This is a genomic window from Halorussus amylolyticus (genome assembly GCF_004143485.2).
Taxonomy (GTDB): Archaea; Halobacteriota; Halobacteria; order Halobacteriales; family Haladaptataceae; genus Halorussus; species Halorussus amylolyticus.
Window position 1 is genome coordinate 175298 of sequence record NZ_ML974132.1, and the last position, 23612, is coordinate 198909.

Here is a 23612-nt window from a genome sequence, read left to right on the forward strand (position 1 = left end):
CTCAGAACAGGTACAACAGCAGGTACACCACCACACCGAGCGAGAACGAAATCAGCCACAGACTCGCCGCGACGCGCCCGATTCGGGGATGGGCCGTCGCCGACAGTTCCGAGACCGGCCGGGTCACCGCCAGCAGGAGGACGTAGTACAACAGCGGGATGCAGACGATAGCCAGCAGGACGTGAATCCCGAGCAGCGGGAAGAACACGAACCGCTCGATTACCGCGGGACCCTCGAACGGCGTCGGTCCGAGGAGCGCGACCCGGTAGAGGTACAGCACGAGAAACGTCGCGAACAGGACGACGCCCGCGACCATCCCCTTCCGGTGGCGCTCGACGTCGCCGCGGCGAATCGCGCGCCACGCCGACGCGATGACCACGACGGCGACGGCGCTGACCGCGGCGTTGACGTGGGGAATCGCCGCGAGGACGGGGTCGGGCGCGCGCGGCAGGACGCCCGGAGGTACGACGCGAAGCACTGCGGCGAACACTAGCGCCAGCGAGACGACGCTCAACAGACTGGTCACTGCGGGAACGTGGCGCTTTACGAGGCGCTCCATGACCGAGACTTCGAACCCAGGGCAGTTACGCCTTGCCGTGTAGGTCGGTGCCGTCCCGGCGTTGAAACGAAAGGCCTTTTATTCGGGTAGTGTCTACAACTGAGTGCAGGAAAGAGACAGCGGGCGTGGGTAGCCAAGCTAGGCCAACGGCGCAGCGTTGAGGGCGCTGTCCCGTAGGGGTCCGCCGGTTCAAATCCGGTCCCACGCATCGCACGTGCGACACACCGTCGTACACATGATGCAGGTGGAGTCCCTTGGGACTGCACCCACGCACAATCCTTCGGAAGTTACGTTCGAGAGCGGTGCGACCGCCGGTCGCACCGCTCTCTTCGACGGTTAGTTTCTCGCACGATACTGCAGTAACGCGGACAGCCGTCCGAACTCCGCGAAATCGAGGCCGTTCGCGACCGCGAACGGCCTCGATTTCGCGTTCTCGAACGCGCAGATTCAGGTCGAGATTCAGGCGAATCGCCGATTACAGCCCCTCGAATTCCTCGACTTTCTCGCGCCACGTCTCGGGAATCTGGCGCGACGACCCCGTCTCCCGGTCGATAACGACCTGCACGGCTTCGCCGGTCGCGGCCACCTCGCCGTTCGCCCGGACTTCGTACGCCATTCGAATCGAGGAGTCGCCCAACTCGGCGACGCGGGCCGCGACCGTCACCTCGTCGCCGAGTTCGACCGAGTCCCGGAAGTCGAGTTCGAGGTTCGCCAGCACGGTCGAGACCTTCGAGAGGTCTTCGTCCACCACTTCTCGGAAGTAGGCCGACCGGGCCTCTTCGAGGTAGGTCGCGTAGACGGAATTGTTGACGTGTCCCATCGCGTCGATGTCCCGGAACCGAACGTCCACGTCGGCTTCGAACGAGTAGTCGGTCATCGCTCGCACGTCGGAGGTCGCGACAATTTGCTCTGTCGCTTTCGGAATCCCTTCGAATCGCCCCCGGAACCGTCTCGAATCGACCTACGGGTAGGTCGATTCGAGATAGGCGTCCAACTCGGTGACCGTCTCGGGGTCGTAGGTCCAGAGGCCCCGGAACGTCCCCGACTCATCGACCTCCTCGGCGACGAGCGCGCACGCTTGGTAGTCGTCACCCCCGCCGTCGAACACCACGAACCAGAACGCACCGATTTCGGCGGCGGTGTCGGTGTGAACCGTGATGCGCTCGGAAACGGGAACGTCGGGAGGCCAGTCCGGCCGCGCGTAGACGTGAACGTCGAGGAGCGACTCCGCCGCCAGCAGTTCGTAGCGTTCGCGCTGGGCGGCGAAGGCGGCGGGGCGCTGGAATCCGGTCCGGAGCGTGCCGGTGCCTCGCCGGTACGCCCGGTCTTCGATTTCGCGGCTGACCGCCAGCATCTGGCGCTTGTCGAACGAGACGAACGTGGTGTCGGCGAGCAGGTCGAGGAGCGCGCGAACCGCTTCGGGAGGCCCGGTCTCCGAGAGTCGAGTTCCGCCGCCTCGGAGTTCACTGTGCGACACCGATGGTTCGAGGAGTTCGCGGACGGCCGCCGCGCCGACGCTCCCGAGGAACTCCCCGCCTTCGGTCACGACGACGAAGCCGCCCGAACCGTCGTCGGGCAGGTCGGCGTGTTCGACCGCGACGTTGCGCGTCTCGAACTGGGATTCGAGTCCGTCGAGTCGGTCGGGTGCGAACACCGTGACGGTCTTGCGCCGAGACGCGACCTCGTCGAGAAACGACCGAAGCATGGCGAATCACCCTCGGGGACGGCTGTTGTGGCGGGAGTCCGACGACGCCGCGCGCTCGACCGCGAGCGCGCGGTCGAGCGCGGTGTCGAGGAAGTCGGGAATGTCGGCGAGCGCGACCTCGCCCGAATCGGGGTCGTAGCGGACGAATCCGGCGTCGGCGAGCATCGGGAGGTGCGTGTGGTGAAGCCCGACTATCGTTCGCCGTCGGTCCTCGGGGGTCGCCGCGCTCGCGCCGTCCTCGCGCGCTCGAAGCCATCCCGTCACGACGGTCGCGAGTTCGCCGAGGGTCGTCGTCTCCTCGACCCGGAGGTAGTAGAGCGCGTGCCGCCGCTCCACGTCGGCGAGCGCCCCGAACGCCGCATCGACCATCGCGGCGTCCTCGTCCCCACTGCCCGAACTCCGTGATTCCATGCTCTATCTTACGATAGTAGTCGTCGAACCGGAATGAGTGTTGTGGGCGACCCAACGGTTCGCGGGAGTCGTCGGACGCCACAATCCCGGTATTCAAATGCTCGCTGTGCGTAGTGGGTCGCATGGCGAAGTATTCCACGGGCGGGTCGTCCGGCGCGAGCGGCGGCGGCGCGTGCGAACTCTGCGGCAAGTCGAGCGATTCGCTGACCGAGGCCAACGTGGCCGGGGCGCAACTGGAGGTCTGTTCGGACTGCGCGACCCACAACGACAACGCGCAGACGAAACAGGAGACCAGCGACGAGGTCGAGCGAAATCGCCGCGCGGCTCAGAACACCGCGAAGGCCAGCGGCGTCTACAACGACGACTCCAGCCACTGGGAGGAGGAGGGCACGAACTACGACGACGACCCCCTGCCGTATCTGGTCCGGAACTACGGCGAGAACGTCGAGGAGGCCCGCCAAGAACAGGGCCTCCAACGGGAGGAACTCGCGGACGAACTCGACGTGTCGGAGAACGACCTGCTCGCGGTCGAGCAGGGCCGGGCGAATCAGGCGAACGTCGGCGGGTCGGTCGTCCGGGCGCTGGAAGAACGCCTCGACGTGACGCTCGTCGAGGAGGCGTGAGGACCGGCGACGAGGAGCGGCGCGCTCGGTGACACAGCCGCCGGGAATCGGCCGGTGACACAAACAACGGGGTGGGAATGAAAGGGGCCGCCCGGTCGCGTGTACGTGGTCGTCTGGCCGACCCCTATCCACGCCGGGTTGTGCGGAGAGGCGTGGATATGTCGGCCAGCGACCGCGACCGGGCGGGGGCTTTCTGGCTGTTCTAGATTCCAGTGTTTGCGGTGCAAAGCGACCGGGCAGGGGCTTTCAGGCCGAACCCACCACCAAATTCGAACACGATTCGTAGCGAGTCCCGAAATTTTATTCCCGTTACGAGTAGTGACTGAGAGTATGGACATCGGCGTTCACACACCACCGCTGTACGGAGAGTCGTTCGAAGACGCGCTGGCGTACCTGCACGGTATCGGCGTGGATGCCGTCGAACCCGGCGTCGGCGGCTATCCGGGAGACACCCACATGCCGCGCGGGGAGTACCTGAACGACGACGACGCTCAGGCGGAACTCCACGACCTGCTCGACGAGTACGAGATGCGCATCTCCGCGCTCGCGACCCACAACAATCCGCTCCACCCCGACGACGACACCGCGGCCGAGGCCGACACCGAACTCCGGGAGGCCGTCGAACTAGCCGACCAACTCGGTGTCGATACCGTCACCTGCTTCTCGGGGCTTCCCGCGGGCGGCCCGAACGACGAGGTGCCGAACTGGGTCACCGCGCCGTGGCCCGGCGAACACGCCGACGCCCACGAGTACCAGTGGGAGGAAGTCGCGATTCCGTACTGGTCGGACCTCGCCGAACACGCCGCCGACCACGGCGTGGACCTCGCCATCGAGATGCACCCCAACATGCTCGTCTACGAACCGACCGGCATGCTCCGCCTGCGCGAGGCGACCAACGAGCGCGTCGGCGCGAACTTCGACCCCAGCCACCTCTACTGGCAGGGAATCGACGTGACCGACGCCATCCGATTCTTGGGCGAACACGACGCAATCCACCACTTCCACGCGAAGGACACCAAGGTGTACGACGCGAAGGCCCGGTACAAGGGCGTCCTCGACACTACGCCTTACGACGAGGAACCCGACCGCTCGTGGCTGTTCCGGTCGGTCGGCTACGGCCACGGCGAAGAGCACTGGAAGGACATCGTGAGCACCCTCCGGATGGTCGGGTACGACGGCGCGCTCTCCATCGAACACGAGGACTCGCTCACCAGTTCGAACGAGGGTCTCGAAAAGGCGGTCGGCATCCTTCAGCGCGCTATCTTCCGCGAGCAACCCGGCGAAGCGTACTGGGCCTGAAAAAGGAGCATTCGATTACGCACTCGGGTCGAGCGCCTCGGGATACAGCGTTTCTTCGTCCGCAGCGAACGCGTCCGCGCGCTTCCAGACGCACTCGATGCGCTCGTCGAGGTCAGGTTCGTACCCCTCGAACGCGTCGCGCTCGTAGGGCCACGACTCGGCGATGTCGGCCTCGTAAAGTCGCGCCACTTCGTGTTCGGTCCGGCCGTCGTAGTCGAACACCTCCTCGTGGGTTTCGAGGTGCGAGACGTTCTCCACGGTGACGCCGAGTTCCTCGTCGAACTCCCGACGGAGTGCCTCGGCGCTGTGTTCGCCGAACTCGACGCCGCCGCCGAGGAGGTAGTAGAACGCATCCCCGTCAGCCCCGCCGGTCGTGTCTCGCTCGCGCGCGACGAGAATCTCGTCGCCGCGCCGAACGACCCCACGGGCGGAGACGCGGACGTGCCGGTCGGTCATACTTCGTGTCGTCACGCTCGCACGAAAAACCGTTCGGCTCGGTTCTCTCGGCCGTCACCTTTCAGTCTCGGGAGCGCGATTTGTCGGGTATGTCCGAATCCGACGACCTCACCGAACAGCTCACGAGCGCGTGCCGGACGGCCATCGGCGACGAACTCCGGAGCATCACCTACTTCACCGAGGACGACGAGGACCAGATTTACCTGCGCAGCGACCTCGAATCCGGGGCCGACATCGTGGGCTTCGCCGACAACGAGCGACTCGGCTTCCGGTCCCAGTCGACGTACCGGGAGACCGAACTCGGCGAATATCGGTTCACCATGCGGGTGTTCGACCGGGGATATCTCACCCGCGTCATCGTCGGCGACCACGGCGCGTTCGTGACCACCGACGAACTCGACATGGACCTGTTCAAGGAACTCGCGTCGGCGGTTCGGGGCGTGCTGGCCGAAACCGACCCCGAGGCGGCGGCCTGACCGCGAGACGAAACGCTTTCGACCGCCGCCCCCGCGAAACCGAGTGTGAGCGACCAATCGTGAGCTACGAACTTCGGGACCACACCGCCGACGTGGCCGTCGAGGCGACCGGCCCCACGCTCTCCGCAGCATTCTCGGCCACCGCCGACGGTCTCGCGGCCGCGATGTGCGACGAGCTACCGGACGCGGGCGACCAGTTCGAGTTCGAGGTCCGGGCCGAGGGTCGTGAAGCCCTGCTGTTCGACTACCTCGACCAACTCATCTACGAGCGCGACGTGCGGGCGGTCCTCCCGGTGGACAACGACGCCGAAGTCCGGACGGAGGGCGACGAATGGGTCGTCGAAGCCAGCGCGCGCGGCGTCCCGCTCGCCGAGATTTCGGCCCGCGAAATCAAGGCCGTCACCTACTCCGAGATGGCAATCGAGGAGATAGACGACGGGTGGCGCGCATACGTGGTCTTCGACGTGTGAGGCGATTCCGGTCGGTGACACGGCCGCCGAGAAACGGCCGGTGACACAATCCACCGGAAAACGACCGGTGACACAAACTACGAAAACGGCAGGCCGACCAGTCTGCAGCGCGGGACCGAAAGGGACCGCCCAGTCACGGGGTCTCTGTTGTTTTTGCTCCCGTCGTTCGTCGTCGGCAGTCCGTTCCAAGCCCTCCGAGTCTCCATCCTCTCGAAACGAATGGCGAAACGTATTCCGGCGCGAACCGCGAACGACTACGCATGACCACTTACGAGGCGGGCGACGTGACGCTCCACCAGATTCGGGAGTTCGTCTGGGAGATTCCCCAAGAGGGAGACATGCGCGCTCCCGCGCGCGTGCTGGCGAGCGAGGCCCTGCTCGACGAAATCTCGGAAGACAAGACCCTCCAGCAGTTGAAGAACTCGACCCACCTGCCGGGCGTCCGCAAGTACGCGGTCTGCATGCCCGACGGTCATCAGGGGTACGGCTTTCCGGTCGGCGGCGTGGCCGGAATCGACACCGAGGAGGGGTGTATTTCGCCGGGGGCTGTCGGCTACGACATAAATTGCGGCGTCAGGATGATGAAAACGAACCTCTCCTACGACGACGTCCAGGGCCGCGAGGAGGAACTCGTGGACAGCCTGTTCGCCAACATCCCCTCCGGACTCGGCGGGGGCGGGGTCGTGGAGGGCGACATCGACGCCGTCGAGGCCATCCTCGACCGCGGGATGGAGTGGGCGCTCGAAGAGGGGTACGCGGTCGAAGAGGACTTGGCTCACTGCGAGGACGAGGGCGTGCGCCCCGAATCGGACCCCTCGAAGGTGTCTCAGAAGGCCAAAGACAGGGGCAAGAACCAAATCGGGAGTCTCGGGTCGGGCAACCACTTCCTCGAAGTCCAGCGCGTGACCGACACCTACCTCGACGACGTGGCCGACGCCTACGGACTGGCGGAGGACCAAATCGTCGTCCTCATCCACTGCGGGAGCAGAGGACTGGGCCATCAGGTCTGCACCGACTATCTCCGGAGCATCGAGAAGGCCCACTCGGGCCTGCTCGACCAACTCCCCGACAAGGAACTCGCGGCCGCGCCCGCCGGAAGCCAACTCGCCGAGGACTACTACGGCGCGATGGGCGCGTGCATCAACTTCGCGTGGGTGAACCGCCAGCTCATCATGCACCGAACCCGGAAGGTGTTCGAGCGCGTGTTCGGGAGCGACTGGGAGACGCTCGGGATGGACCTGCTGTACGACGTGGCGCACAACATCGCGAAGAAGGAGACGCATGAAGTGGAGGGCGGCGAGGAGCGCGAACTCTACGTCCACCGGAAGGGCGCGACCAGAGCCTTCCCCGCGGGCCACCCCGAGGTTCCGGGCGCGTACCTCGACGTGGGTCAGCCAATCATCATCCCCGGAAGCATGGGCGCGGGAAGCTACGTCCTCCGGGGCGGCGAGGAGTCGATGGACCTCACGTTCGGTTCGACCGCCCACGGCGCGGGCCGGGTCATGAGCCGAACGCAGGCCAAGCAGGACTTTTGGGGCGGCGACGTGCAGGACGACCTCGAACAGCAGCACATCTACGTCAAGGCTCAGAGCGGTGCGACCGTCGCCGAGGAAGCGCCGGGCGTCTACAAGGACGTGGACGAGGTGGTCCGGGTCTCGGACGCGCTCGGAATCGGAGATAAGGTGGCCCGGACGTTCCCCGTGTGTAACATCAAGGGGTAGTCTCGGCCCACCGCCGACACGCTGATTGAGACGACTGCTGTACCGGCCGGTATGAGTCTCGTCACGGCCGTCGTCGTCTTCGTCGTCGGATTCCTCTCGGGCACCGTCGTCCGGTGGTTCGCCGGACTCGCCGCTATCGCGGCGCTCGTCCTCGTCCTGCTCGGCGCGACCACGCCCGATATCGGCCTCGTGAGCTACGTCCTCGAACGGTACTACCTCGGCAACGAACTCCTGTTTCTCTCGGGGTTCCTGTTCGGAATCGCGGCGAACGGGCAAGAAGAGTCGTGACGACGGGATTGCAAATCGACCAATCGCTCGCGGCTTTCCACCCGATTTCGCGACCTGCCACAGACCACGGGATGCGCCGCGCGTTCGGTCGCGCCCGCAGTGGCGCGACCGAACGCGCACGCGGGGAGGCACGGGGGCGCGGTGCGGTTGCGGGGCGGAGCTGTGCGGTTCTCATAGGTACCGGAGGTAGCTAGCTTCACCGGAAAAACAGCGAACTGCGACAAAAGAAACAGCAGACATCAGAAACAGCAGACGCCACCAGAACAAGCCACAATCACGACGCTACCCACCGACAACACAAAACGAAATCACGATTCACGGCTTGAAGTCAAACCGCGGCCCGTCGTCCTCGTCATCCGACCGCGAAATCGACGGCGAAGGCGGTCGGAATTCCCCGACTTGTCGGGGTTCGACCTCCTCGCCGTCCTCGTACTTCACGAAGTTCAGGTAGTAGACTTCGCCACAGCCTTCGCCCTCGGTTTCCGGGCCGCCGCAGACGATTTCGACGCCGTCGGTGTCTTCGAAGTCCTCGTAGGTGGCGGCGTACTCCCATCCGTCCAGCGGCGTCGGCGTCACCGACTTGTCCGCGAGGTAGGCGTCGCGTTCGAGCGTGGCGATGGCCTTGCACCGCGGGCAGTAGTACCGGACCTCGGTCATCGAACGGAGGTACGGCGTGCGACCACTTAACCTCAGTCGCTCCGGTGGAGGAGTTCGATGCCGGTGAATCGGGCCACGAGACGCTCTGTCAGTAGTCCGAGAGCCACGACGCCGAACGAGAACGCGACGAACAGGCCGACGACTTGGAGGCTCTCGACGCTGCTCGCGCTCGAAACGCCGACGAACAGCACCAGGAGGACGGTGCCCAGCAGCCAAATCGGGACGACGAACCACTTGAGTATCCAATGGTCGTCGAGAAAGCCGCTCACTGCCCGAACCCCACCCGCCACTGTTGACAGAACCATAATAGGTGTGCGAATCCGCGTCGGTATAACTGTTTGCCACCAGTCACGTTCGGCGTCGGTCGAGTCGCTTCGTTCGGTCCCGGAAAGCCTATCCTCCCGAGGAGAGACGTACGAAGTATGATAGACGAGACGGTCGAGGAGATTCGCGAGATGCAGACGCACAGTTCCTCCGTCGTCGCCGTGAAGGCCGCTACCGCGCTCGAAGAACTGTGCGCTCGGGAGTTCGCCTCGGTCGAGGAGTTCGAGCGCGACCTCGAACGGAACTCCTCGGCGCTCCGTCGTGCGAACACCTCCCACGCCTCGCTGGTGACGACCCAGCGCGCCATCGTCTCGATGGTCGCCGACGACGGTTCCGAGACGGTCGAGGAAGCGAAAGACCGACTCCGCGCCGCGGTCGAGGAGGTCGTCGAGCAGGTCGAGACCGCCAAGCGCCGGGCCGCCGGAAACGCGCTGGAGTTCATCGACGACGGGATGACGATTCTGACCCACGACTACTCTTCGACCGTGCTGGAGGCCATCGAGCGCGCCGCGGCCGACGGCGCGTACCTCGACGTGTACGTGACCGAGGCCCGGCCGCGGTACCTCGGCCGGAAGACCGCCCGCACGCTCGCGGCGTACGACCGGGTGGACGCCCACCTCGTGGTGGACGGCGCGTGCGGTCACTTTCTCCCCGAGTGCGACCGCGTGTTCCTCGGCATGGACTGCATCGTGGGCGACACCCTCTACAATCGCGTGGGGACGTTCCCGCTGGCCGCGACCGCCGAGGAGGTCGGCGTCCCGGTCACGGTGGTCGGGTCGTCGGCGAAGTTGGTGGGTGAGGGATTCCGGTTCGAGAACGATTTCCGGTCGCCGAGCGAGGTGCTGCTGGAACCGGCGGAGGGCTTCTCGGTCGAGAACCCGGCCTACGACGCGACTCCGACCGACCTGCTGGACACGGTCGTGACCGACGAGGGCGTGCGAGAACCGTAGGTCGGGAATCGAGCGAAGTCGGGGTCGGGCGAAGTCGGGGTCGGGCGAAGTCGGGGTCGGGCGAACTACTCGCGAGTCTCCTCGTAGAGCGACTTCGCTTCGTCGGGCGTCACGGTCTGCCACTCGCCGTCGATTCGGACCTGAACCATTCCCTCGGGGATTTCGGCGTCTACTTCCTCGACGTGGGCGTCGGCGAGGTGGTCGCGGTACTGCTCGCGGGCGGCCGTCTCGGAGGGGGCGAACGCGGTCCACCGACAGCCGGGTTGGTCGCATCGAAGCATTCTGTTCGCCGGGAGTCAGCAAGTGGGGATAAGTCTTCGTAAACGGCTGAGGTGCGTTGTCCGGAGAGCGGTTTTTCCTCGGTCGAAGCGTTCTGCTTGCCTGCTATTTGCTGTGATTGCTTATTTTCTAACGAAGCGTCCTGCTCGCACGTCACCTGTGAAACCGCACCGCGACCGCAGGCCACATCCCTCCCCAACCGATTCGCTCACTCCCTTCGGTCGTTCGCTCATCCCTCGCGCGCTTTGGGCGCAACGCCAAACCGCGGCGTTGCGCCAGCGCGCGCCGACGAGAAAAAGACGAGACGCAAAAAACGCAGAGGACGGAATCTCGACCCTACTTTACGTCCACCCACTCGCCGCGCTCGTCGCTCTCCTCGATGGCCGCGAGCGCGCGCTGGACCGCGAGGCCGTCGTGGAAGTCGGGGTGGTAGTCGTCGCGGTCCTCCGCGACGGCACTCAGGAACTCCGCGTTCTCGTGGACGAAGGTGTGTTCCCACCCGATGACGTGGCCCGGCGGCCACCAGTGGTCCACGTAGGGGTCGGACTCGTCGGTCACGAGAACCGTCTCGTAGCCCCTGCTGTCGTCCCTGAGGACTTCGAGTTCGTTGAGGCGTTCGAGTGAGAACTTCAGGCTCCCCTCCGAGCCGTGGACCTCGATGGTGTGGTCGTTCTTGTGCCCGTTGGCGAATCGCGAGGCCTCGAACGTCGCCATCACGTCGCCCTCCAGTTCGGCCTGCGCGGAGTAGGCGTCGTCAACCGTGACCGGGCGCGTTTCGCCTTCTTCACCCTCGACCGGACGCTCGTCCACGAACGTCCGGAGGTGGCCCGACACGCGTTCCACGTCACCGACGAGGAAGCGCGCGAGGTCGATGGTGTGCGCGCCGAGGTCGCCGAGCGCGCCGCTCCCGGCCATCTCGGCGTTGTTGCGCCACGACCACGGGGCCTCGGGGTCCACCAGCCAGTCCTGCAGGTAGCGCCCGCGGAAGTGGTGAACCTCGCCGAGTTCGCCGTCCTCGATGAGGTTCTTCGCGTACCGAATCGCCGGGACGAACCGATAGTTGAACGCGGTCGCAGTCGGCACGCCCGCCGACTCGGCCGCCTCGGCCATCGCTTCGGCGCTTTCGAGGTCGTTGGCGAGCGGCTTTTCCGAGAGGACGGGCGTCCCGGCTTCGAGCGCCGCGATGGAGGGTTCGGCGTGGACGTGATTCGGTCCGAGATTGTAGAAGGCGTCTACTTCGTCTACGACCTCGCGCCAGTCGGTCGCGGTCTGCGCGAATCCGAGTCGGTCGGCGGCGTCGTTCAGTGCCGCCTCGTCGCGGCCCACGAGGACGTGGCGTTCGACCGCCGGGGCCTCCGGGAAGAACATCGGCAGGCGAGCGAGCGCGTTCGCGTGGGCTTTGCCCATGAATCGGTAGCCGAGGACTCCGACTTTCAGCGTCATGTCGGTTTGTACTTCCGGCAGGGGCTTAGTATTTCAGGATTGAATTAATTTGTGTGGAGTTGGGTGGTGTGGGTTTGGTGTTTTTCCCGACCGCTTCGGCTTCTGTGAGAGATTTCCGACCGCTTCGACTTCTCGCACGGTACAAATGAGGACCGCACAGCACCGCACCCGCGACAGCCACACCCTCCCCAACCGATTCCCGCACTCGCGCCTGTCGGCGCTCGTCGGTCATCCCTCGCACGACGTTGGCGCGGCATAAAGCCGCGCCTCCGCGCGCCGTGACGGAAAGTGGGGACTTTCGCGAATTTTCGTACTCCGGACGGCGCGCGCTGGCGCACCCCCCGTGGGTGCGCCCATGCGTGCGAGGGACGACTGAGCGAGCGACTGGAAGGAGCGAAGCGAAGGAGTCGGTTGGGGAGGCGTGTGGCTGTCGCGGGTGCGGTGCTGTGCGGTCTCATAGGTGACGTGCGAGTAGCGGTGTTGTCTCGTCGGGTCGTTCAAATCCGCAGAGTCATTCACCTCCATCTTCGCCTCTCGTTCGAAATCATCGCGTTCTCCTCTCGCTCAGCATCCCCACGCGACTCCCGAAGGGCGGTGGAATTATATTGGCCACGGGCCTACCCCTCGGTAGTGAGCGTCAACGTCGATACGGAAATCGCGCGCCCCGGCGACGAGAGCTACGTCGAGGCCGCGTGGAAGCTCAAAGAACGCATCCGGGCGACCGACGACGTGCTGAAACAGCGCCGCGGATTCTTCGTGGACGCCTACAAGCGCTCGACCGTCCACCTGCTCGTGACCGGCGAGGGCGACGACGAGCGCGTGATGGGGTTCGCGGCGGTTCGGCGCGACGGCTACATCCTGTTTCTCGCTGTCGCGCCCGAGTTCCGCGGCGAGGGCATCGGCAAGCGTCTCGTCGGCGAAGTCGCCGAGACTCACGACACCGTGACCTGCCACGCCCGCGCGTCGAATCGGAACGCGCTCGGCTTCTACGAGCATCTCGGCTTCGAAGTCGAGCGCCGCATCGACAACTACTACGAGGACGGCGGCAACGCCTACTACCTCAAACTCGGTGAGCGCGGCGGTCTCACGAAGAAGCTCTCGGATTTCATGCGCGGGTGAGGGAGTCGCGGGCCGCGAAAGAAGAAACCTTTAACCCCCGGATTGCATCACCCGGAACGATGGAAGAGCGCACCCGAGCCTACCTCCGGGGTCGGTTCCGCGACCACTACCGGCGTGCGGACGTGTCGCCGCCGCCCGACCCCGACGCCCGCGAGTGGGGCTACATCCCGTGGACGACCGGGCCGACCACGATGGTCCGCCACCAGTCGCTACTGGAACTCGGGGACCTCTCGGATTTCCTCCGGCGCGAGCGCCCGCGCCACGTCTACTTCTCGGCGGGGCGTTACGACGACCCCGGCGCGGACGACATGGACGACAAGGGGTGGCGCGATTCGGACCTCGTGTTCGACCTCGACGCCGACCACCTGCCGGGCGTGGACCCCCAGCGCGACTCCTACGGCGAAATGCTCGCCGCCGGGAAGGACGAACTCATGAAACTCCTCGACCTGCTCGAAGCCGACTTCGGCTTCGAGGACCTCACGGTCGTGTTCTCGGGCGGGCGAGGCTACCACGTCCACGTCCGCGACGACGAAGTTCGGGCGCTCGACCGCGACGAGCGCCGGGAGGTCGTCGATTACATCCGGGGCGAGGGAATCGAACTCGACGCGATACAGCGCACGGAGATGGGCGGCACCGCGACTCGTCGCGTTCTCAAATCCGAAGGCGGGTGGGGACGCCGGGTTCACCGACGACTCCTCGCGCTCGCCGACGACCTGCTGGCGATGGACGAAGACGACGCACTCGAACGCCTCAAGGAGTTCGACCGCATCGGCGACGGCCGGGCGAAGACCATTCTCGGAGCAGTCTCGGAGGACTACGAGAAGCTCCAGAGCGGCAACATCGAGCGCGGCGGGCCGGGCATCCGACAGTTGGCGAAGGTGATGACCCGGCAGGTCGTCGCCGACGAGTCGGCCGCCATCGACGAGCCGGTCACGACCGACATCCGACGGCTGATTCGCCTGCCGGGGAGCCTCCACGGCGGGACCGGGTTCGAGGTGATGCGAATCCCGCGCGACGAAATCGGGTCGTTCGACCCGCTCGTGGACCCGATTTCCGAGACGTTCGTGGGCCACGACGTGACGGTCGAAGTGTCGGAAGCCGGAGTAGTCGAACTGAACGGCGAAAGCTTTACCCTCCCCGAGGGTGACGTATCGGTTCCCGAATACGTGGCCGTGTTCCTGATGGCGCGCGGCCGTGCCGAGAAGGGTCGAGAATGAATTTAGACGAATTACGTTCCGTACGGGACCAAGAGCGGGCAAAAGATAGCCTCCAGAATCTCCGTGATTCGTTCTATGAGGATGTCGGGAAGTTTATCAGAGATTTGAAACATCAAAGGGAACAACTAGCTGAGCAGGCTGAAAACCCCTTTGATTCAGATGATTTCTATCATCTAACGGATGACATTGATACTGCTGAAGAGACTATCGAGTCAATCTATCAACGCCGAGTCGGGAAAATTGTGAAACAGGCTAGCTTTAAAGCTTCAGGAATGCCTGCCGACGACGAGGGGCTAACTAAGAAAGAACAAGAGCTATTCTCCCAATTGGTTCAATGTATAAAATCCAACAAGGAGGAGGTTCTCGACGTGCTCGCGGGCGAGGAGACCGGATCCGCGCCGACGACCACGGACTCGACGTCGGGGCCGGACGGTGCACCGTCGCCGTCCCGCGAGGTCCCGGCCGACGACCCGCCCGCGCTCTCCGAGGACGTGAGCGCCGCCGACGTGATGGGCGGCGGGGCGTCCGAGACGACGGCCGAAGCGTCCGAAACCGAGTCGGCGTCGGCGGACGCACCGTCCGCCGACGCCGACGACCAGCGCCCGGCCCCCGACGAGGCCGCCGCGGTCGCTGGCGGGCCGGACGACGAGGAGGACTCAGACGACGAGCGCGACCCGCTCGCCGGACTCGAAGAACGGACGACCATCCGAATCACCCGCGACGTGGGTGAAATCTTCGGCGTGGACGAACGCACCTACGACCTCGAAAACGAGGACGTGGTGACGCTTCCCGAGGAGAACGCCGGGCCGCTGGTCGAACAGGGCGCGGCCGAGAAACTGGAGTAGCGACCGATACCCGCGAGCGCACAAATTTTCTCCTCGTCGTTCGGTATCGCGTCTCGAACACCTCAATTCAGAAACCCTATCTGCGAAGCGGAAACAGTTTGGTTCGTGTCCGACCTGAATCCCGTCTTGAAGCTGTTCGCTCCACTCGCGATTGTCTTCTTCATGGTGTTGAGCGACGAACTGCTGTTGGGTATCGTCGCGCTCATCCTCCTGCAAATCCTGTACGAACTGACGGACATACGAAAACAGTTGGAAGCGGACTTGGAGGAATCGAAGTGAGTACGCGCTGCGTTTCGGCTCGGAAAAACGAAACAGTCACCCACGTAGCTCGGTGACACATTCCACGAAGTAACGTTCGCAAGCGAGCGGTTCGAAGAACCCGAAGCGCCGCGATTCACCGCGAACGGAGTGAGCGGACCAAGGAACCCTCGACGGAGACGTTCCGGCGGCAAAGCCGCCGGAACTTCAACGGAGGGGGTGACGCCGGTTTTTCATGAAAGTTTTGCCAGGGAGAGCGCGCCTACGGCGCGCTCGACCGCAGCAAAAGTTTCATTGGAACGTTCTCCCGATCTGCTCGGGTTCGTCCGCACCCGGTTCGGCACTGTCGAACTGCTCTTCGATTTCGTCGTAGCGCTCTTTGGTCTCCTCGGTCACGCTCGGCGTGACCTCCTCGAGCGCGTGGTCGAAGTGCTCGGCGCTGACCCGGACGTTGCCGACGCTCTCGCCGATGTCCTCGGGGTCCACGCTCCGGATGAACTCGCGGGACGCCGCCATCGACGCCTCGCGGGCGACGGCTTCGATGTCCGCGCCGACGTAGCCCTCGGTTCTGCTGGCGAGGTCGTCGAGGTCAACGTCGTCGGCCAGTGGCTTGTTGCGGGTGTGGACCTCGAAGATGGCCTTCCGGGCGCTCTCGTCGGGCACCGGCACGTGGACGTGGCGGTCCAAGCGGCCGGGCCGGAGGAGCGCCGAGTCGATGAGGTCGGGCCGGTTCGAGGTTGCGATGACGACCACGTCTTCGAGTTCCTCCAGTCCGTCGAGTTCGGTCAGGAGTTGGGACACCACGCGCTCGCTGACCTGCGTGCCGCCGCCCGACCCGCGACCGCGCTCGGTCGCGATGGAGTCGATTTCGTCGAAGAACACCACGGTCGGGGCGTTCTCGCGGGCCTTGCTGAACACTTCGCGCACGCCCTTCTCGGACTCGCCGACCCACTTCGACAGGAGTTCGGGACCCTTAATCGAGATGAAGTTGCTGTCGGCCTCGTTGGCGACGGCCTTCGCCATCAGGGTCTTGCCCGTACCGGGCGGGCCGTACATCAGCACGCCCTTGGCGGCCTGCATGTCGAGCGACTCGAACACCTCGGGGTATTCGAGCGGCCACTGGATGGTCTCGCGGAGGCGCTCTTTGGTGTCCTCCAGTCCGCCGACCTGGTCCCACGACACGTCGGGAACCTCGACGAACACCTCGCGGAGCGCCGAGGGTTCGATGCCCTTCAGCGCCTCCTTGAAGTCGCGCTCGGTGACTTGGAGGGAGTCGAGCACGTCGGCCGGAATCTCCTCGGATTCGAGGTCGATTTCGGGCCGGATGCGCCGGAGCGCGTTCATCGCCGACTCCTTGGCGAGATTTTCGAGGTCGGCACCGACGAAGCCGTGGGTGTTGTCGGCGTACTCCTCCAAGTCCACGCCGTCCTGAAGCGGCATCCCCCGGGTGTGGACCTGCATGATTTCGAGCCGTCCCTCGCGGTCCGGGACGCCGATTTCGATTTCGCGGTCGAAGCGTCCGGGACGCCGGAGCGCGGGGTCGATGGCGTCCACGCGGTTTGTCGCGCCGATGACCGTCACGTCGCCCCGCGATTCGAGACCGTCCATCAGCGAGAGCAGTTGTGCGACGACACGCCGTTCCACGTCGCCGCCCGCCTCCTCGCGCTTGGGCGCGATGGAGTCGAGTTCGTCGATGAACACGATGGCGGGCGCGTTCTGCTCGGCCTCCTCGAACACTTCGCGGAGCTGTTCCTCGGACTCCCCGTAGTACTTCGACATGATTTCGGGACCCGAGATGGTCCGGAAGTGGGCGTCGATTTCGTTGGCGACGGCCTTCGCCATCAGGGTCTTGCCCGTGCCGGGCGGGCCGTGGAGCAAGACGCCCTTGGGCGGGTCGATGCCGAGGCGGCTGAACAGCTCGGGGTGGCGCATCGGCAGCTCTATCATCTCACGGACCTGTTCGAGTTCGCCTTCGAGACCGCCGATGTCCTCGTAGGCCACGCTCGGTGCGCCGTCGCCGCCGCTACCGCCGCCCGCGCCCGCGGCGATTTCCTCGGCGGGGCGTTCGCTGATGTTGATTTCGGTCGAATCGGTCACGACGACCGTCCCCTCGGGGTCGGTGTCGGCCACCTTCAGCGGGATGGACTGGCCCGAACCCATGCCCATCAGGCCGAAGCCGAACGGGACGTTCTGGCCCTGCGTGATGGCCTGTCCGCTCAGTTTGTCGCGGATGTGAGGCGAGATGTTCCCGCGAATCTGGAGGTTCTGGGGGAGCGCGATGGTGACGGAGGTGGCGGGCTTGACGTCCGCCTTGTCGATGGTCACCTTGTCGTCGATGCCGACCCCCGCCTCTTGGCGGAGCTGGCCGTCGATGCGGACGACGCCCCGGCCCTCGTCCTCGGGGTAGCCGGGCCAGACGCGCGCGACCGCTCGGCCCTGGCTCTTGCCTTCGATGACGACGTAGTCGCCGTTCTCGACGTCGAGTTCCTTCATCGACCGCCGGTCGATGGCGGCGAGTCCGCGACCCGCGTCCTTCTGTTTCAGGGGCTTGACGGTGAGCTTCATTGTTCTACCTCGATAGTGACCACGCCGTTGGTGATAAACGCTTCCGCCCCCTCCTCGGGGAGTTCGAGTTCTATCTGCCGGGAGTCGCCGTCGTCGTCGAAGACGACGATGGCGACGTCGCCGACCACGTCGATGGAGGCGTCGCTCGCCGCACCGAAGTCGGCGACGAACACTTCCTCGTCGTCGTACTCGTAGTGGCGGGCGAACACGTCCTCGCGTTCGGAGATGCGTTTTAGTGACATTTTGGTACTAACTCAAAGTTAGGCACACTACTATATAGCTCTTTCCCCAAACCGAACGCACGAGGGCGGGGGGAACACCGAGAATTGACTGAATTGCGGTTCCGGTGAGCGCGCGGCCGATGTTTCACGCCGAGCGCGCCCAATCGAGAACGCCGGAGCTTTTTGACCCCTGCGCACGAACACGACTCATGAACCGCGTCACGCACCACGGCCGGGCCACCGCGTACCGAGTCGCCGACCGGGACGGCGAGGGGTCGCCGCTGCTCTGCGTCCACGGGTCGGGCGGCACGCACGAACTCTGGAAGTCCCAACTCGGCCGCCTCGCGAGCCACCGACCGGTGGCCGCACTCGACCTGAGCGGTCACGGCGACTCCGAGGACTTCGACGCCGACCCCGGGTGGGAGGCCATCTCGGCCTACGCCGACGACGTGCTGGCGGTCGCCGACGAAATCGACGCGAGCGCACTGATGGGGAGTTCGCTCGGCGGCGCTGTTGCGCTCCACATCGCGGTCGCTCGCGACCGCGATTTCGACGCGCTCGTGCTCGCCGGAACGGGCGCGAAACTTCCTGTCCTCGCCGACTTGCTGGCGTGGCTCGAAACCGACTTCGACCGGGCGGTCGAGTTCCTTCACGGCGAGGACCGCCTGTTTCACGACGCCGACTCGCGGTACGCCGACTTCTCCGCCGAGGCGATGCGGGGCGTCGGCCAGCGCGTGACCCGCCGGGATTTCAGGTCGTGCCACGAGTTCGACCTGCGGGACCGACTCGGCGAGGTGACGGTGCCGACGCTCGCGGTGGTCGGCGAACACGACAAACTGACGCCCCCGTCGTACCACGAGTATCTCGCGAACGAGGTGCCCGACGGTCGGTATCGAGAAATCGAGGATGCTGCCCATCTCGCCATGCTGGAGGAACCGGAGGCGTTCAACGAGGCGGTTCGGGAGTTCTTGGACGACGCCGGGGCGTAATCAGTAAATCTCGTCTATCTCCTCTTCGTCGTAGCTGTGTTCGTCGGCCGGGAAGTCGCCGGACTCGACCGCCTCGCGGAACCCTTCGACTGCGTTCTCCATCTCTCCCTTCACGTCGCCGAACTGCTCGGCGAAGTACGGCGTCCAGTCGCTCATCCCGAACACGTCGTTCAGCACGAGCACCTGCCCGTCGGTGTCCGGGCCAGCGCCGATGCCGATGGTCGGCACGTCGATTTCCTCGGTGATTTGGCTCGCGACGTTCGACGGGACGTGTTCGAGGACGACCGCGAACGCCCCCGCGTCGGCGTGAGCGCGCGCGAGGTCGAGCATCTCGGCGGCGCTCTCCTCGTCGGTCCCCTGCCGGAAGTAGCCCCCGAGCTGGTGGACGCGCTGGGGTGTCAGCCCGAGGTGGGCCATCACGGGAATCCCTAACTCCACGAGTCGCTCGGTGAGTTCGACCGTGTGCGGCCCGCTTTCGAGTTTGACCGCGTTCGCGTCGGCCTCCTTGAGCATCCGGCCGCAGTTCTCGATGGTGTCGCTCTCCTCGACGCCGTAGCTCAGGAACGGCATGTCCGCGACCACGAGGACGTCATCGGTCGCCCGCGAGACCGCCGCCGTCCGACTCCGGACCTCCTCGACAGTGACCGGGAGCGTCGAGTCGTGGCCCAGCACGGCGTTGCCCATCGAGTCGCCGACCAGAATCACGTCCACGCCCGCCGCCTCCACGATTGCGGCGGTCGGCGCGTCGTACGCGGTCAGCATGGTTATCGGCTCCTCGCCAGCCATCTCCGCGAGGTCCTGAACGGTCGTCATGGTCGGGGAGTTGCGTGGAGTCTGTTAAACGTATTCGGTTTGGAGCGTTCGGAGCGACCACCGGAGAAGTCGGCTACTCGGACTCGGTCGCCTGTCGCCACGCCAGACAGGCAAACCCGGCGAAAAAGCAGACGATAGCAGCCAGAAATCCGAACTGTACCACGTACCGTGCGACGCGCGAAGTCGAGTAGCCGAGCAGGGTCCGGGGAATCGAGTCACCGAGAAGCACCGTAAAGACGCTGGCGGAGAAGGCGACGGTCCCCAAATTCAACCACGTCCGCCAGTGAGCGAGCAGTCGAGCCGCGCGCATGACTATCACACTCATGCCATCTGGTGTGAATGTATCGAAACGCCCGTCGCGCCGAATCTACAACGCTTAAGCCCCGAGCGTCCGCCCATCGAACCGTGCCCGAGCCAGTCGAGACCCACGACCCCGAGGGCGTCGATTACGGGTGGGTGATGCAGGTCACGTTCGTCGTCACCATCGTCGCGGGAGCGCCCGTGGTGGCGCTGGTCGCGCTGGCGACCGGCGTCTCGCTCCCGACGTGGGAGTCGCGGGTGTCGTTCGCGATTCGGGTCGGCGCGCTAGTGTGGTTCGTGGTCGCGGTCTCGGTGTTCCTCTACGCCCGACGTGAGCAGGCCGAGTGATAGGGTCGGTTGTACTTCTTTGCCGGCCCGCATCCGTCGCTGGAGTTTTTCACGCCCGACTCATCGGAGAGAGGGTACGATTCCTGAAAATAGTTCCAACCGACCCTCTGACTCCCGAACGTCACGCCTCCTCGACGAACGGCGCGGCCTCCAGTTCGACGCCGCACGAATCGCAGACAACGACTGGCCGACTCGTCGCGCCGAGCGCGACGTACATCTCGCTTCCACAGTCCGGACAGCCGCCGGGGACGCGCTCTGCCGAGCAGTCTGGACAGACGAACGTCGGTCCGTCCCCGCCCGCGTCGAGGCGCATCTCGCCGTTTCCGCACTCCGGGCACGTCACGGGAATCCGCACGTCGTCGCTCTCGCGAGGCGCGCCGAGTGCGAACGCCACGAGGTCGCCGTCCGCGTCGTTTCGCCCCGACTGAAATTCGCCGGGTGAGAATCGAATCGCTTCGCCCGGGCCGACGGTGATTTCGCGACCCTCATTTGCGACGGCTCCGTCGTCTCGTCGGGCGAGCGTCTCGAAGGTCGCCTCACCCTCGACCACGACGAACACCTCCTCCTGGTCGGCGTGGGCGTGGAGGCCGCTCGGGAACCCCTCGCCGGGCGCGATTCGGTAGCGATTGAGCGCGAGGTCGGTCGTTCCGAGCGCATCGGAGAGTCGGTGTCGGTGGCTTTCGTCGCCGAGCGCGTCCGGTTCCGCGTCGTCGGGACTGTGTTTCTCCATGGGGACGCGGAATCAGACCCACTCGAACTGCGTCCCGGCGCGCTCGGCGGTCTCCTCGTCGCTCGCCGAATCGCCGACGAACAGCGTCTCCTCGGGTTCGACGCCCAACTCCTCGACCGCCGCCAACAGCGCCCGCGGGTGGGGTTTGCGCTCGGGCACGGTCCCCCGGCCGACCACGCTCTCGACCGACGCCGCGAGGTCGTGTGCTTCGAGGGCGATGCGGACCGCCTCGTGGTGATTGAGCGAGCAGACGCCCACCGGAATCTCGCGGGCGAGGAGTTCGTCCGCGAGCGGGAGGCGCTCGGACGCGCGTGCGCCCTCGCGCTCGGCGGCAGCGATGAGTTCGTCGGCTTCGTCGCCGACTCCGGCATCCTCGGCCGCGTCGAGGAGCGCCCACGCGCTCAAGGGGTCGGGGTTCACGCCTTCGCCGTCGAGCAGGTCGGCAAGTCGTCGCTCCACGTCGGCCCAGTCAACGACGAGTCGGACGAGCGTCCCGTCGAGGTCGTACACCACCGCAGAGACGTCCGTGCGGTCCGCAGTCGGAGAGTCGGCGTCTGAGGTCACGGCCGGCGATAGGGCCACCGTCGAAAAAAGCGTTCGGTCGGCTGAAAACGTTCGGTCGGCCGAAAGCGTTCGGTCAGTCGAGCGCCGATTCGGCGGCTTCGATGATTGCGGTCACGTCGGCGTCGGGGTCGGCGGACACGAACAGTCCCTCTGTGCCGACGAGAATCCGGACGAACGCGGCGTTGTCCATGAACGTCACGAACGACCGGACCTCGCCCGCAGCGCGGAATATCTCGGAGAAGAGGTCCTTCTCGGTAAAGTCGATGTGGACGTACGAGTGGACCTCCTCGAAGTGGGATTCCATCTCTCCGCGGTCGTCGGCGTAGAGCGCCATCGTCGTTTCGTCGGCGTACAGCGTGTGAAACTCCTCGGCGGTGTACTCCACGCAGAGGTGAATCGTGTCGCCTCCGGCCTCGCGGGCCGACGCGAGCGCCGTGTCGGCGTCGAAATCGACGAGCGTCGAATCCTCGAACACGGCCATCTCGTGTAGGCCCGTTTCAGTCGGGGATGATAAGCGTAGCGGTAGGTTCAGTTACTGCAACACGTTCCGGGCGATGACTTTCTTCTGAATCTCGCTCGTGCCCTCGTAGATGGTCGTAATCTTCGAGTCCCGGTACAGACGCTCCACGTCGAAGTCGGTGGTGTAGCCATAGCCGCCGTGAATCTGGACGGCCTCGTTCGCGATATCGACGGCGGCCTCACTCGCGAAGTACTTCGCCATGCTCGCCGCGAGTTCAGCGTTGCCGCCCTCGTCGTCCTTGCGGGCGGCGTCCCGCGTGAGCAGGCGGGCGGCCTCCAACTGGGTCTTCATGTCCGCGATTTTGTGCCGGATGGTCTGAATCTCGGCGATTGGCTTGCCGAACTGCTCGCGCTGGTGGGCATACTCGACCGCTTCGTCCAAGGCGGACTGGGCGAGACCGACCGACTGGCTGGCGATGCCGACGCGCCCGCCCGTCAGGATGTGGAACGCGGCCGAGAGGCCCTTTCCCTCCTCGGTGAGCCGATTTTCTGCAGGAATCCGAACGTCCTCGAAAATCAGCGACGTGGTGTCGCTCGCCCGGAGACCGAGTTTCTCCTCCTTCTTGCCGACCGACAGGCCGTCCGCGTCCTTTGGCACGACGAACTGCGTGACCGACCGCGGGTCGTCGCGGTCGGTCTTGGCGAACAGCACGACGACGCCGCTCCGCTCGCCGTTCGTAATCCACTGCTTCTTGCCGTTGATGACGTACTCGTTGCCCTCTCGTCTGGCCTCGGTCGTCATTTCGGCCGGATTCGACCCGGCTTGGGGTTCCGAGAGCGCGAACGCGCCGACCGGACGCCCCTCCACCATCTCGGGGAGCCAGCGCTCTTTCTGGTCGTCGTCGCCGAACTCCGCGATGCAGGAGGTGGCGAGGCAGTGGACCGACAGCGCCGTGGCGACCGAGAGCATCCCGTAGGCGACCTCCTCGTTGACGACGCTGTAGGTGAGGCGGTCCACGTCGAGGCCGCCGTACTCCTCGGGCACGGTCATCCCGGTCAAATCGAGGTCGGCGAGACCGTCCCACACGTCCTCGGGGAACGTCTGCTCGCGGTCGGTCTCGGCCGCGGTCGGTCGTATCTCCTCGACTGCGAACTCCCGGACCACGTCGCGGATGGCCCGCTGCTCGTCGGAGAGGTTCATACCTTCACTTCGGCGGGTCGGTGGAAAAAGTTGCCTGTTTCGGTAGTCGGCGAATCTAACGCTTCGGCCGTCGGCGGGGTGACGAGGGGCGCGCCCCTCGATCGGACTCCCCGATACTGTTAGAAATAAACAAATAATCTGTCTGCGACGTCAAGGTATGTCCTTCCCCTCCAGACGGTCGTTCCTGAAATCCGGACTCGGTGGCGGCGGTACGATTGCGCTCACGGCGCTTTCGGGCTGTCTCGGACGCGTCGCGGTGGGGCGCGGAGGGGGCCACCCCGGGACCCGTACCCGGGGGGGGGGCCCCCCGGTCACGCGGGGG

The 23612-nt window shown here is 65.4% G+C and carries 30 protein-coding genes and 1 tRNA gene; 14 read left to right on the forward strand and 17 right to left on the reverse strand.

The genetic code is table 11. From position 1 onward, the window contains the following. Position 1 precedes the first annotated feature (1 nt). Positions 2–559 (reverse strand): DUF420 domain-containing protein, encoded by a 558-nt coding sequence (locus EKH81_RS08170; protein ID WP_132059575.1) that lies wholly within the window; start codon positions 557–559, stop codon positions 2–4. Positions 560–682: 123 nt separating this feature from the next. Here EKH81_RS08170 and EKH81_RS08175 point away from each other — a divergent pair. Continuing rightward, positions 683–767: transfer RNA gene (locus tag EKH81_RS08175), tRNA-Leu, on the forward strand. Positions 768–1034: 267 nt separating this feature from the next. On the opposite strand, the gene EKH81_RS08180 is transcribed toward EKH81_RS08175, so the two are convergent. The 3 genes from EKH81_RS08180 to EKH81_RS08190 all read right to left on the reverse strand — a co-directional run bounded on the left by EKH81_RS08180 (position 1035) and on the right by EKH81_RS08190 (position 2675). Continuing rightward, on the reverse strand, positions 1035–1436 hold the full coding sequence (locus EKH81_RS08180; RefSeq protein ID WP_132059573.1) for an acyl-CoA thioesterase: 402 nt from the start codon (positions 1434–1436) through the stop codon (positions 1035–1037). An 84-nt stretch (positions 1437–1520) separates the two neighbouring features. Beyond that, positions 1521–2264: a DICT sensory domain-containing protein gene (locus EKH81_RS08185; RefSeq protein WP_132059571.1), complete on the reverse strand. Its 744-nt coding sequence runs from the start codon at positions 2262–2264 to the stop codon at positions 1521–1523. A 6-nt stretch (positions 2265–2270) separates the two neighbouring features. Continuing rightward, complete coding sequence (locus tag EKH81_RS08190; protein WP_132059568.1) at positions 2271–2675, reverse strand: DUF7344 domain-containing protein; 405 nt, start codon at positions 2673–2675, stop codon at positions 2271–2273. 122 nt (positions 2676–2797) lie between these two features. On the opposite strand from EKH81_RS08190, the gene EKH81_RS08195 reads away from it, so the two are divergent. Beyond that, on the forward strand, positions 2798–3298 hold the full coding sequence (locus EKH81_RS08195; protein ID WP_132059566.1) for a helix-turn-helix domain-containing protein: 501 nt from the start codon (positions 2798–2800) through the stop codon (positions 3296–3298). Positions 3299–3628: 330 nt separating this feature from the next. Further along, positions 3629–4597, forward strand: a complete 969-nt coding sequence (locus tag EKH81_RS08200; protein ID WP_132059564.1) for a sugar phosphate isomerase/epimerase family protein — start codon at positions 3629–3631, stop codon at positions 4595–4597. A 15-nt stretch (positions 4598–4612) separates the two neighbouring features. Here the strand turns inward: EKH81_RS08200 and EKH81_RS08205 are convergent, their stop codons facing one another. Beyond that, entirely contained in the window at positions 4613–5053 is a 441-nt protein-coding gene (locus tag EKH81_RS08205; protein WP_132059562.1) for an NUDIX hydrolase, read from the reverse strand. 89 nt (positions 5054–5142) lie between these two features. Between EKH81_RS08205 and EKH81_RS08210 the strand changes: the two genes are divergently transcribed. From EKH81_RS08210 to EKH81_RS08225, 4 genes are all read left to right on the forward strand, one after another. Further along, positions 5143–5529 carry a DUF7522 family protein gene (locus EKH81_RS08210; protein WP_132059560.1) on the forward strand — a complete coding sequence of 129 codons (387 nt, stop codon included), beginning with the start codon at positions 5143–5145 and terminating at the stop codon, positions 5527–5529. Positions 5530–5588: 59 nt separating this feature from the next. Beyond that, positions 5589–5999, forward strand: a complete 411-nt coding sequence (locus EKH81_RS08215) for an archease (protein ID WP_132059558.1) — start codon at positions 5589–5591, stop codon at positions 5997–5999. A gap of 260 nt (positions 6000–6259) precedes the next feature. Then, positions 6260–7720, forward strand: a complete 1461-nt coding sequence (locus EKH81_RS08220; protein ID WP_132059556.1) for an RtcB family protein — start codon at positions 6260–6262, stop codon at positions 7718–7720. Between the two features lie 51 nt (positions 7721–7771). Then, positions 7772–8008, forward strand: coding sequence for a hypothetical protein (locus EKH81_RS08225; protein WP_132059554.1), 237 nt, complete (start codon positions 7772–7774; stop codon positions 8006–8008). Between the two features lie 315 nt (positions 8009–8323). Here the strand turns inward: EKH81_RS08225 and EKH81_RS08230 are convergent, their stop codons facing one another. Continuing rightward, positions 8324–8665 carry a DUF7969 family protein gene (locus EKH81_RS08230; RefSeq protein WP_132059552.1) on the reverse strand — a complete coding sequence of 114 codons (342 nt, stop codon included), beginning with the start codon at positions 8663–8665 and terminating at the stop codon, positions 8324–8326. Between the two features lie 32 nt (positions 8666–8697). Further along, positions 8698–8970 carry a hypothetical protein gene (locus EKH81_RS08235; protein WP_132059550.1) on the reverse strand — a complete coding sequence of 91 codons (273 nt, stop codon included), beginning with the start codon at positions 8968–8970 and terminating at the stop codon, positions 8698–8700. Positions 8971–9087: 117 nt separating this feature from the next. Here EKH81_RS08235 and EKH81_RS08240 point away from each other — a divergent pair, with 117 nt between their 5' ends. Continuing rightward, entirely contained in the window at positions 9088–9939 is an 852-nt protein-coding gene (locus EKH81_RS08240; protein WP_132059548.1) for an eIF2B alpha/beta/delta subunit family protein, read from the forward strand. 65 nt (positions 9940–10004) lie between these two features. Here the strand turns inward: EKH81_RS08240 and EKH81_RS08245 are convergent, their stop codons facing one another. Continuing rightward, positions 10005–10220, reverse strand: coding sequence for a hypothetical protein (locus EKH81_RS08245; RefSeq protein ID WP_132059546.1), 216 nt, complete (start codon positions 10218–10220; stop codon positions 10005–10007). A gap of 334 nt (positions 10221–10554) precedes the next feature. Next, positions 10555–11661, reverse strand: coding sequence for a Gfo/Idh/MocA family protein (locus EKH81_RS08250; protein WP_132059544.1), 1107 nt, complete (start codon positions 11659–11661; stop codon positions 10555–10557). 630 nt (positions 11662–12291) lie between these two features. Between EKH81_RS08250 and EKH81_RS08255 the strand changes: the two genes are divergently transcribed. From EKH81_RS08255 to EKH81_RS08270, 4 genes are all read left to right on the forward strand, one after another. Then, a complete protein-coding gene (locus EKH81_RS08255) occupies positions 12292–12780 on the forward strand; it encodes a GNAT family N-acetyltransferase (protein WP_132059542.1) in 489 nt (162 codons plus the stop codon). A 59-nt stretch (positions 12781–12839) separates the two neighbouring features. Further along, positions 12840–13997 carry a DNA primase small subunit PriS gene (gene priS / locus EKH81_RS08260; protein ID WP_132059540.1) on the forward strand — a complete coding sequence of 386 codons (1158 nt, stop codon included), beginning with the start codon at positions 12840–12842 and terminating at the stop codon, positions 13995–13997. A gap of 272 nt (positions 13998–14269) precedes the next feature. Next, on the forward strand, positions 14270–14842 hold the full coding sequence (locus EKH81_RS08265; RefSeq protein WP_368407703.1) for a hypothetical protein: 573 nt from the start codon (positions 14270–14272) through the stop codon (positions 14840–14842). A gap of 105 nt (positions 14843–14947) precedes the next feature. Continuing rightward, entirely contained in the window at positions 14948–15121 is a 174-nt protein-coding gene (locus EKH81_RS08270; protein WP_162224583.1) for a hypothetical protein, read from the forward strand. A gap of 270 nt (positions 15122–15391) precedes the next feature. On the opposite strand, the gene EKH81_RS08275 is transcribed toward EKH81_RS08270, so the two are convergent. Together EKH81_RS08275 and EKH81_RS08280 are read right to left on the reverse strand one after the other, a co-directional pair. After that, positions 15392–17665 carry a CDC48 family AAA ATPase gene (locus EKH81_RS08275; RefSeq protein ID WP_132059535.1) on the reverse strand — a complete coding sequence of 758 codons (2274 nt, stop codon included), beginning with the start codon at positions 17663–17665 and terminating at the stop codon, positions 15392–15394. Beyond that, positions 17662–17907, reverse strand: coding sequence for a DUF7127 family protein (locus EKH81_RS08280; RefSeq protein WP_132059533.1), 246 nt, complete (start codon positions 17905–17907; stop codon positions 17662–17664). Before EKH81_RS08280 ends, EKH81_RS08275 begins: the two co-directional genes overlap by 4 nt. Positions 17908–18095: 188 nt before the next feature. On the opposite strand from EKH81_RS08280, the gene EKH81_RS08285 reads away from it, so the two are divergent. Beyond that, a complete protein-coding gene (locus tag EKH81_RS08285; protein WP_132059531.1) occupies positions 18096–18875 on the forward strand; it encodes an alpha/beta fold hydrolase in 780 nt (259 codons plus the stop codon). On the opposite strand, the gene panB is transcribed toward EKH81_RS08285, so the two are convergent. Together panB and EKH81_RS08295 are read right to left on the reverse strand one after the other, a co-directional pair. Then, the gene (gene panB / locus EKH81_RS08290; protein ID WP_132059530.1) at positions 18876–19688 is read right to left on the reverse strand and encodes a 3-methyl-2-oxobutanoate hydroxymethyltransferase; all 813 of its coding nucleotides are present in this window, start codon (positions 19686–19688) and stop codon (positions 18876–18878) included. 73 nt (positions 19689–19761) lie between these two features. After that, complete coding sequence (locus EKH81_RS08295; RefSeq protein ID WP_132059528.1) at positions 19762–19998, reverse strand: hypothetical protein; 237 nt, start codon at positions 19996–19998, stop codon at positions 19762–19764. Between the two features lie 95 nt (positions 19999–20093). Between EKH81_RS08295 and EKH81_RS08300 the strand changes: the two genes are divergently transcribed. Continuing rightward, positions 20094–20336, forward strand: coding sequence for a DUF5822 domain-containing protein (locus EKH81_RS08300; RefSeq protein ID WP_132059526.1), 243 nt, complete (start codon positions 20094–20096; stop codon positions 20334–20336). A 121-nt stretch (positions 20337–20457) separates the two neighbouring features. Here EKH81_RS08300 and EKH81_RS08305 read toward each other — a convergent pair whose 3' ends face one another. From EKH81_RS08305 to EKH81_RS08320, 4 genes are all read right to left on the reverse strand, one after another. Further along, a complete protein-coding gene (locus EKH81_RS08305) occupies positions 20458–21066 on the reverse strand; it encodes a cupin domain-containing protein (RefSeq protein ID WP_132059524.1) in 609 nt (202 codons plus the stop codon). Positions 21067–21078: 12 nt separating this feature from the next. Further along, on the reverse strand, positions 21079–21630 hold the full coding sequence (locus tag EKH81_RS08310) for an HAD family hydrolase (RefSeq protein ID WP_132059522.1): 552 nt from the start codon (positions 21628–21630) through the stop codon (positions 21079–21081). Positions 21631–21703: 73 nt separating this feature from the next. Further along, on the reverse strand, positions 21704–22111 hold the full coding sequence (locus tag EKH81_RS08315) for a DUF7522 family protein (protein WP_132059520.1): 408 nt from the start codon (positions 22109–22111) through the stop codon (positions 21704–21706). A 51-nt stretch (positions 22112–22162) separates the two neighbouring features. Beyond that, positions 22163–23290 (reverse strand): acyl-CoA dehydrogenase family protein, encoded by a 1128-nt coding sequence (locus tag EKH81_RS08320; RefSeq protein ID WP_132059518.1) that lies wholly within the window; start codon positions 23288–23290, stop codon positions 22163–22165. Positions 23291–23612: the final 322 nt, after the last annotated feature.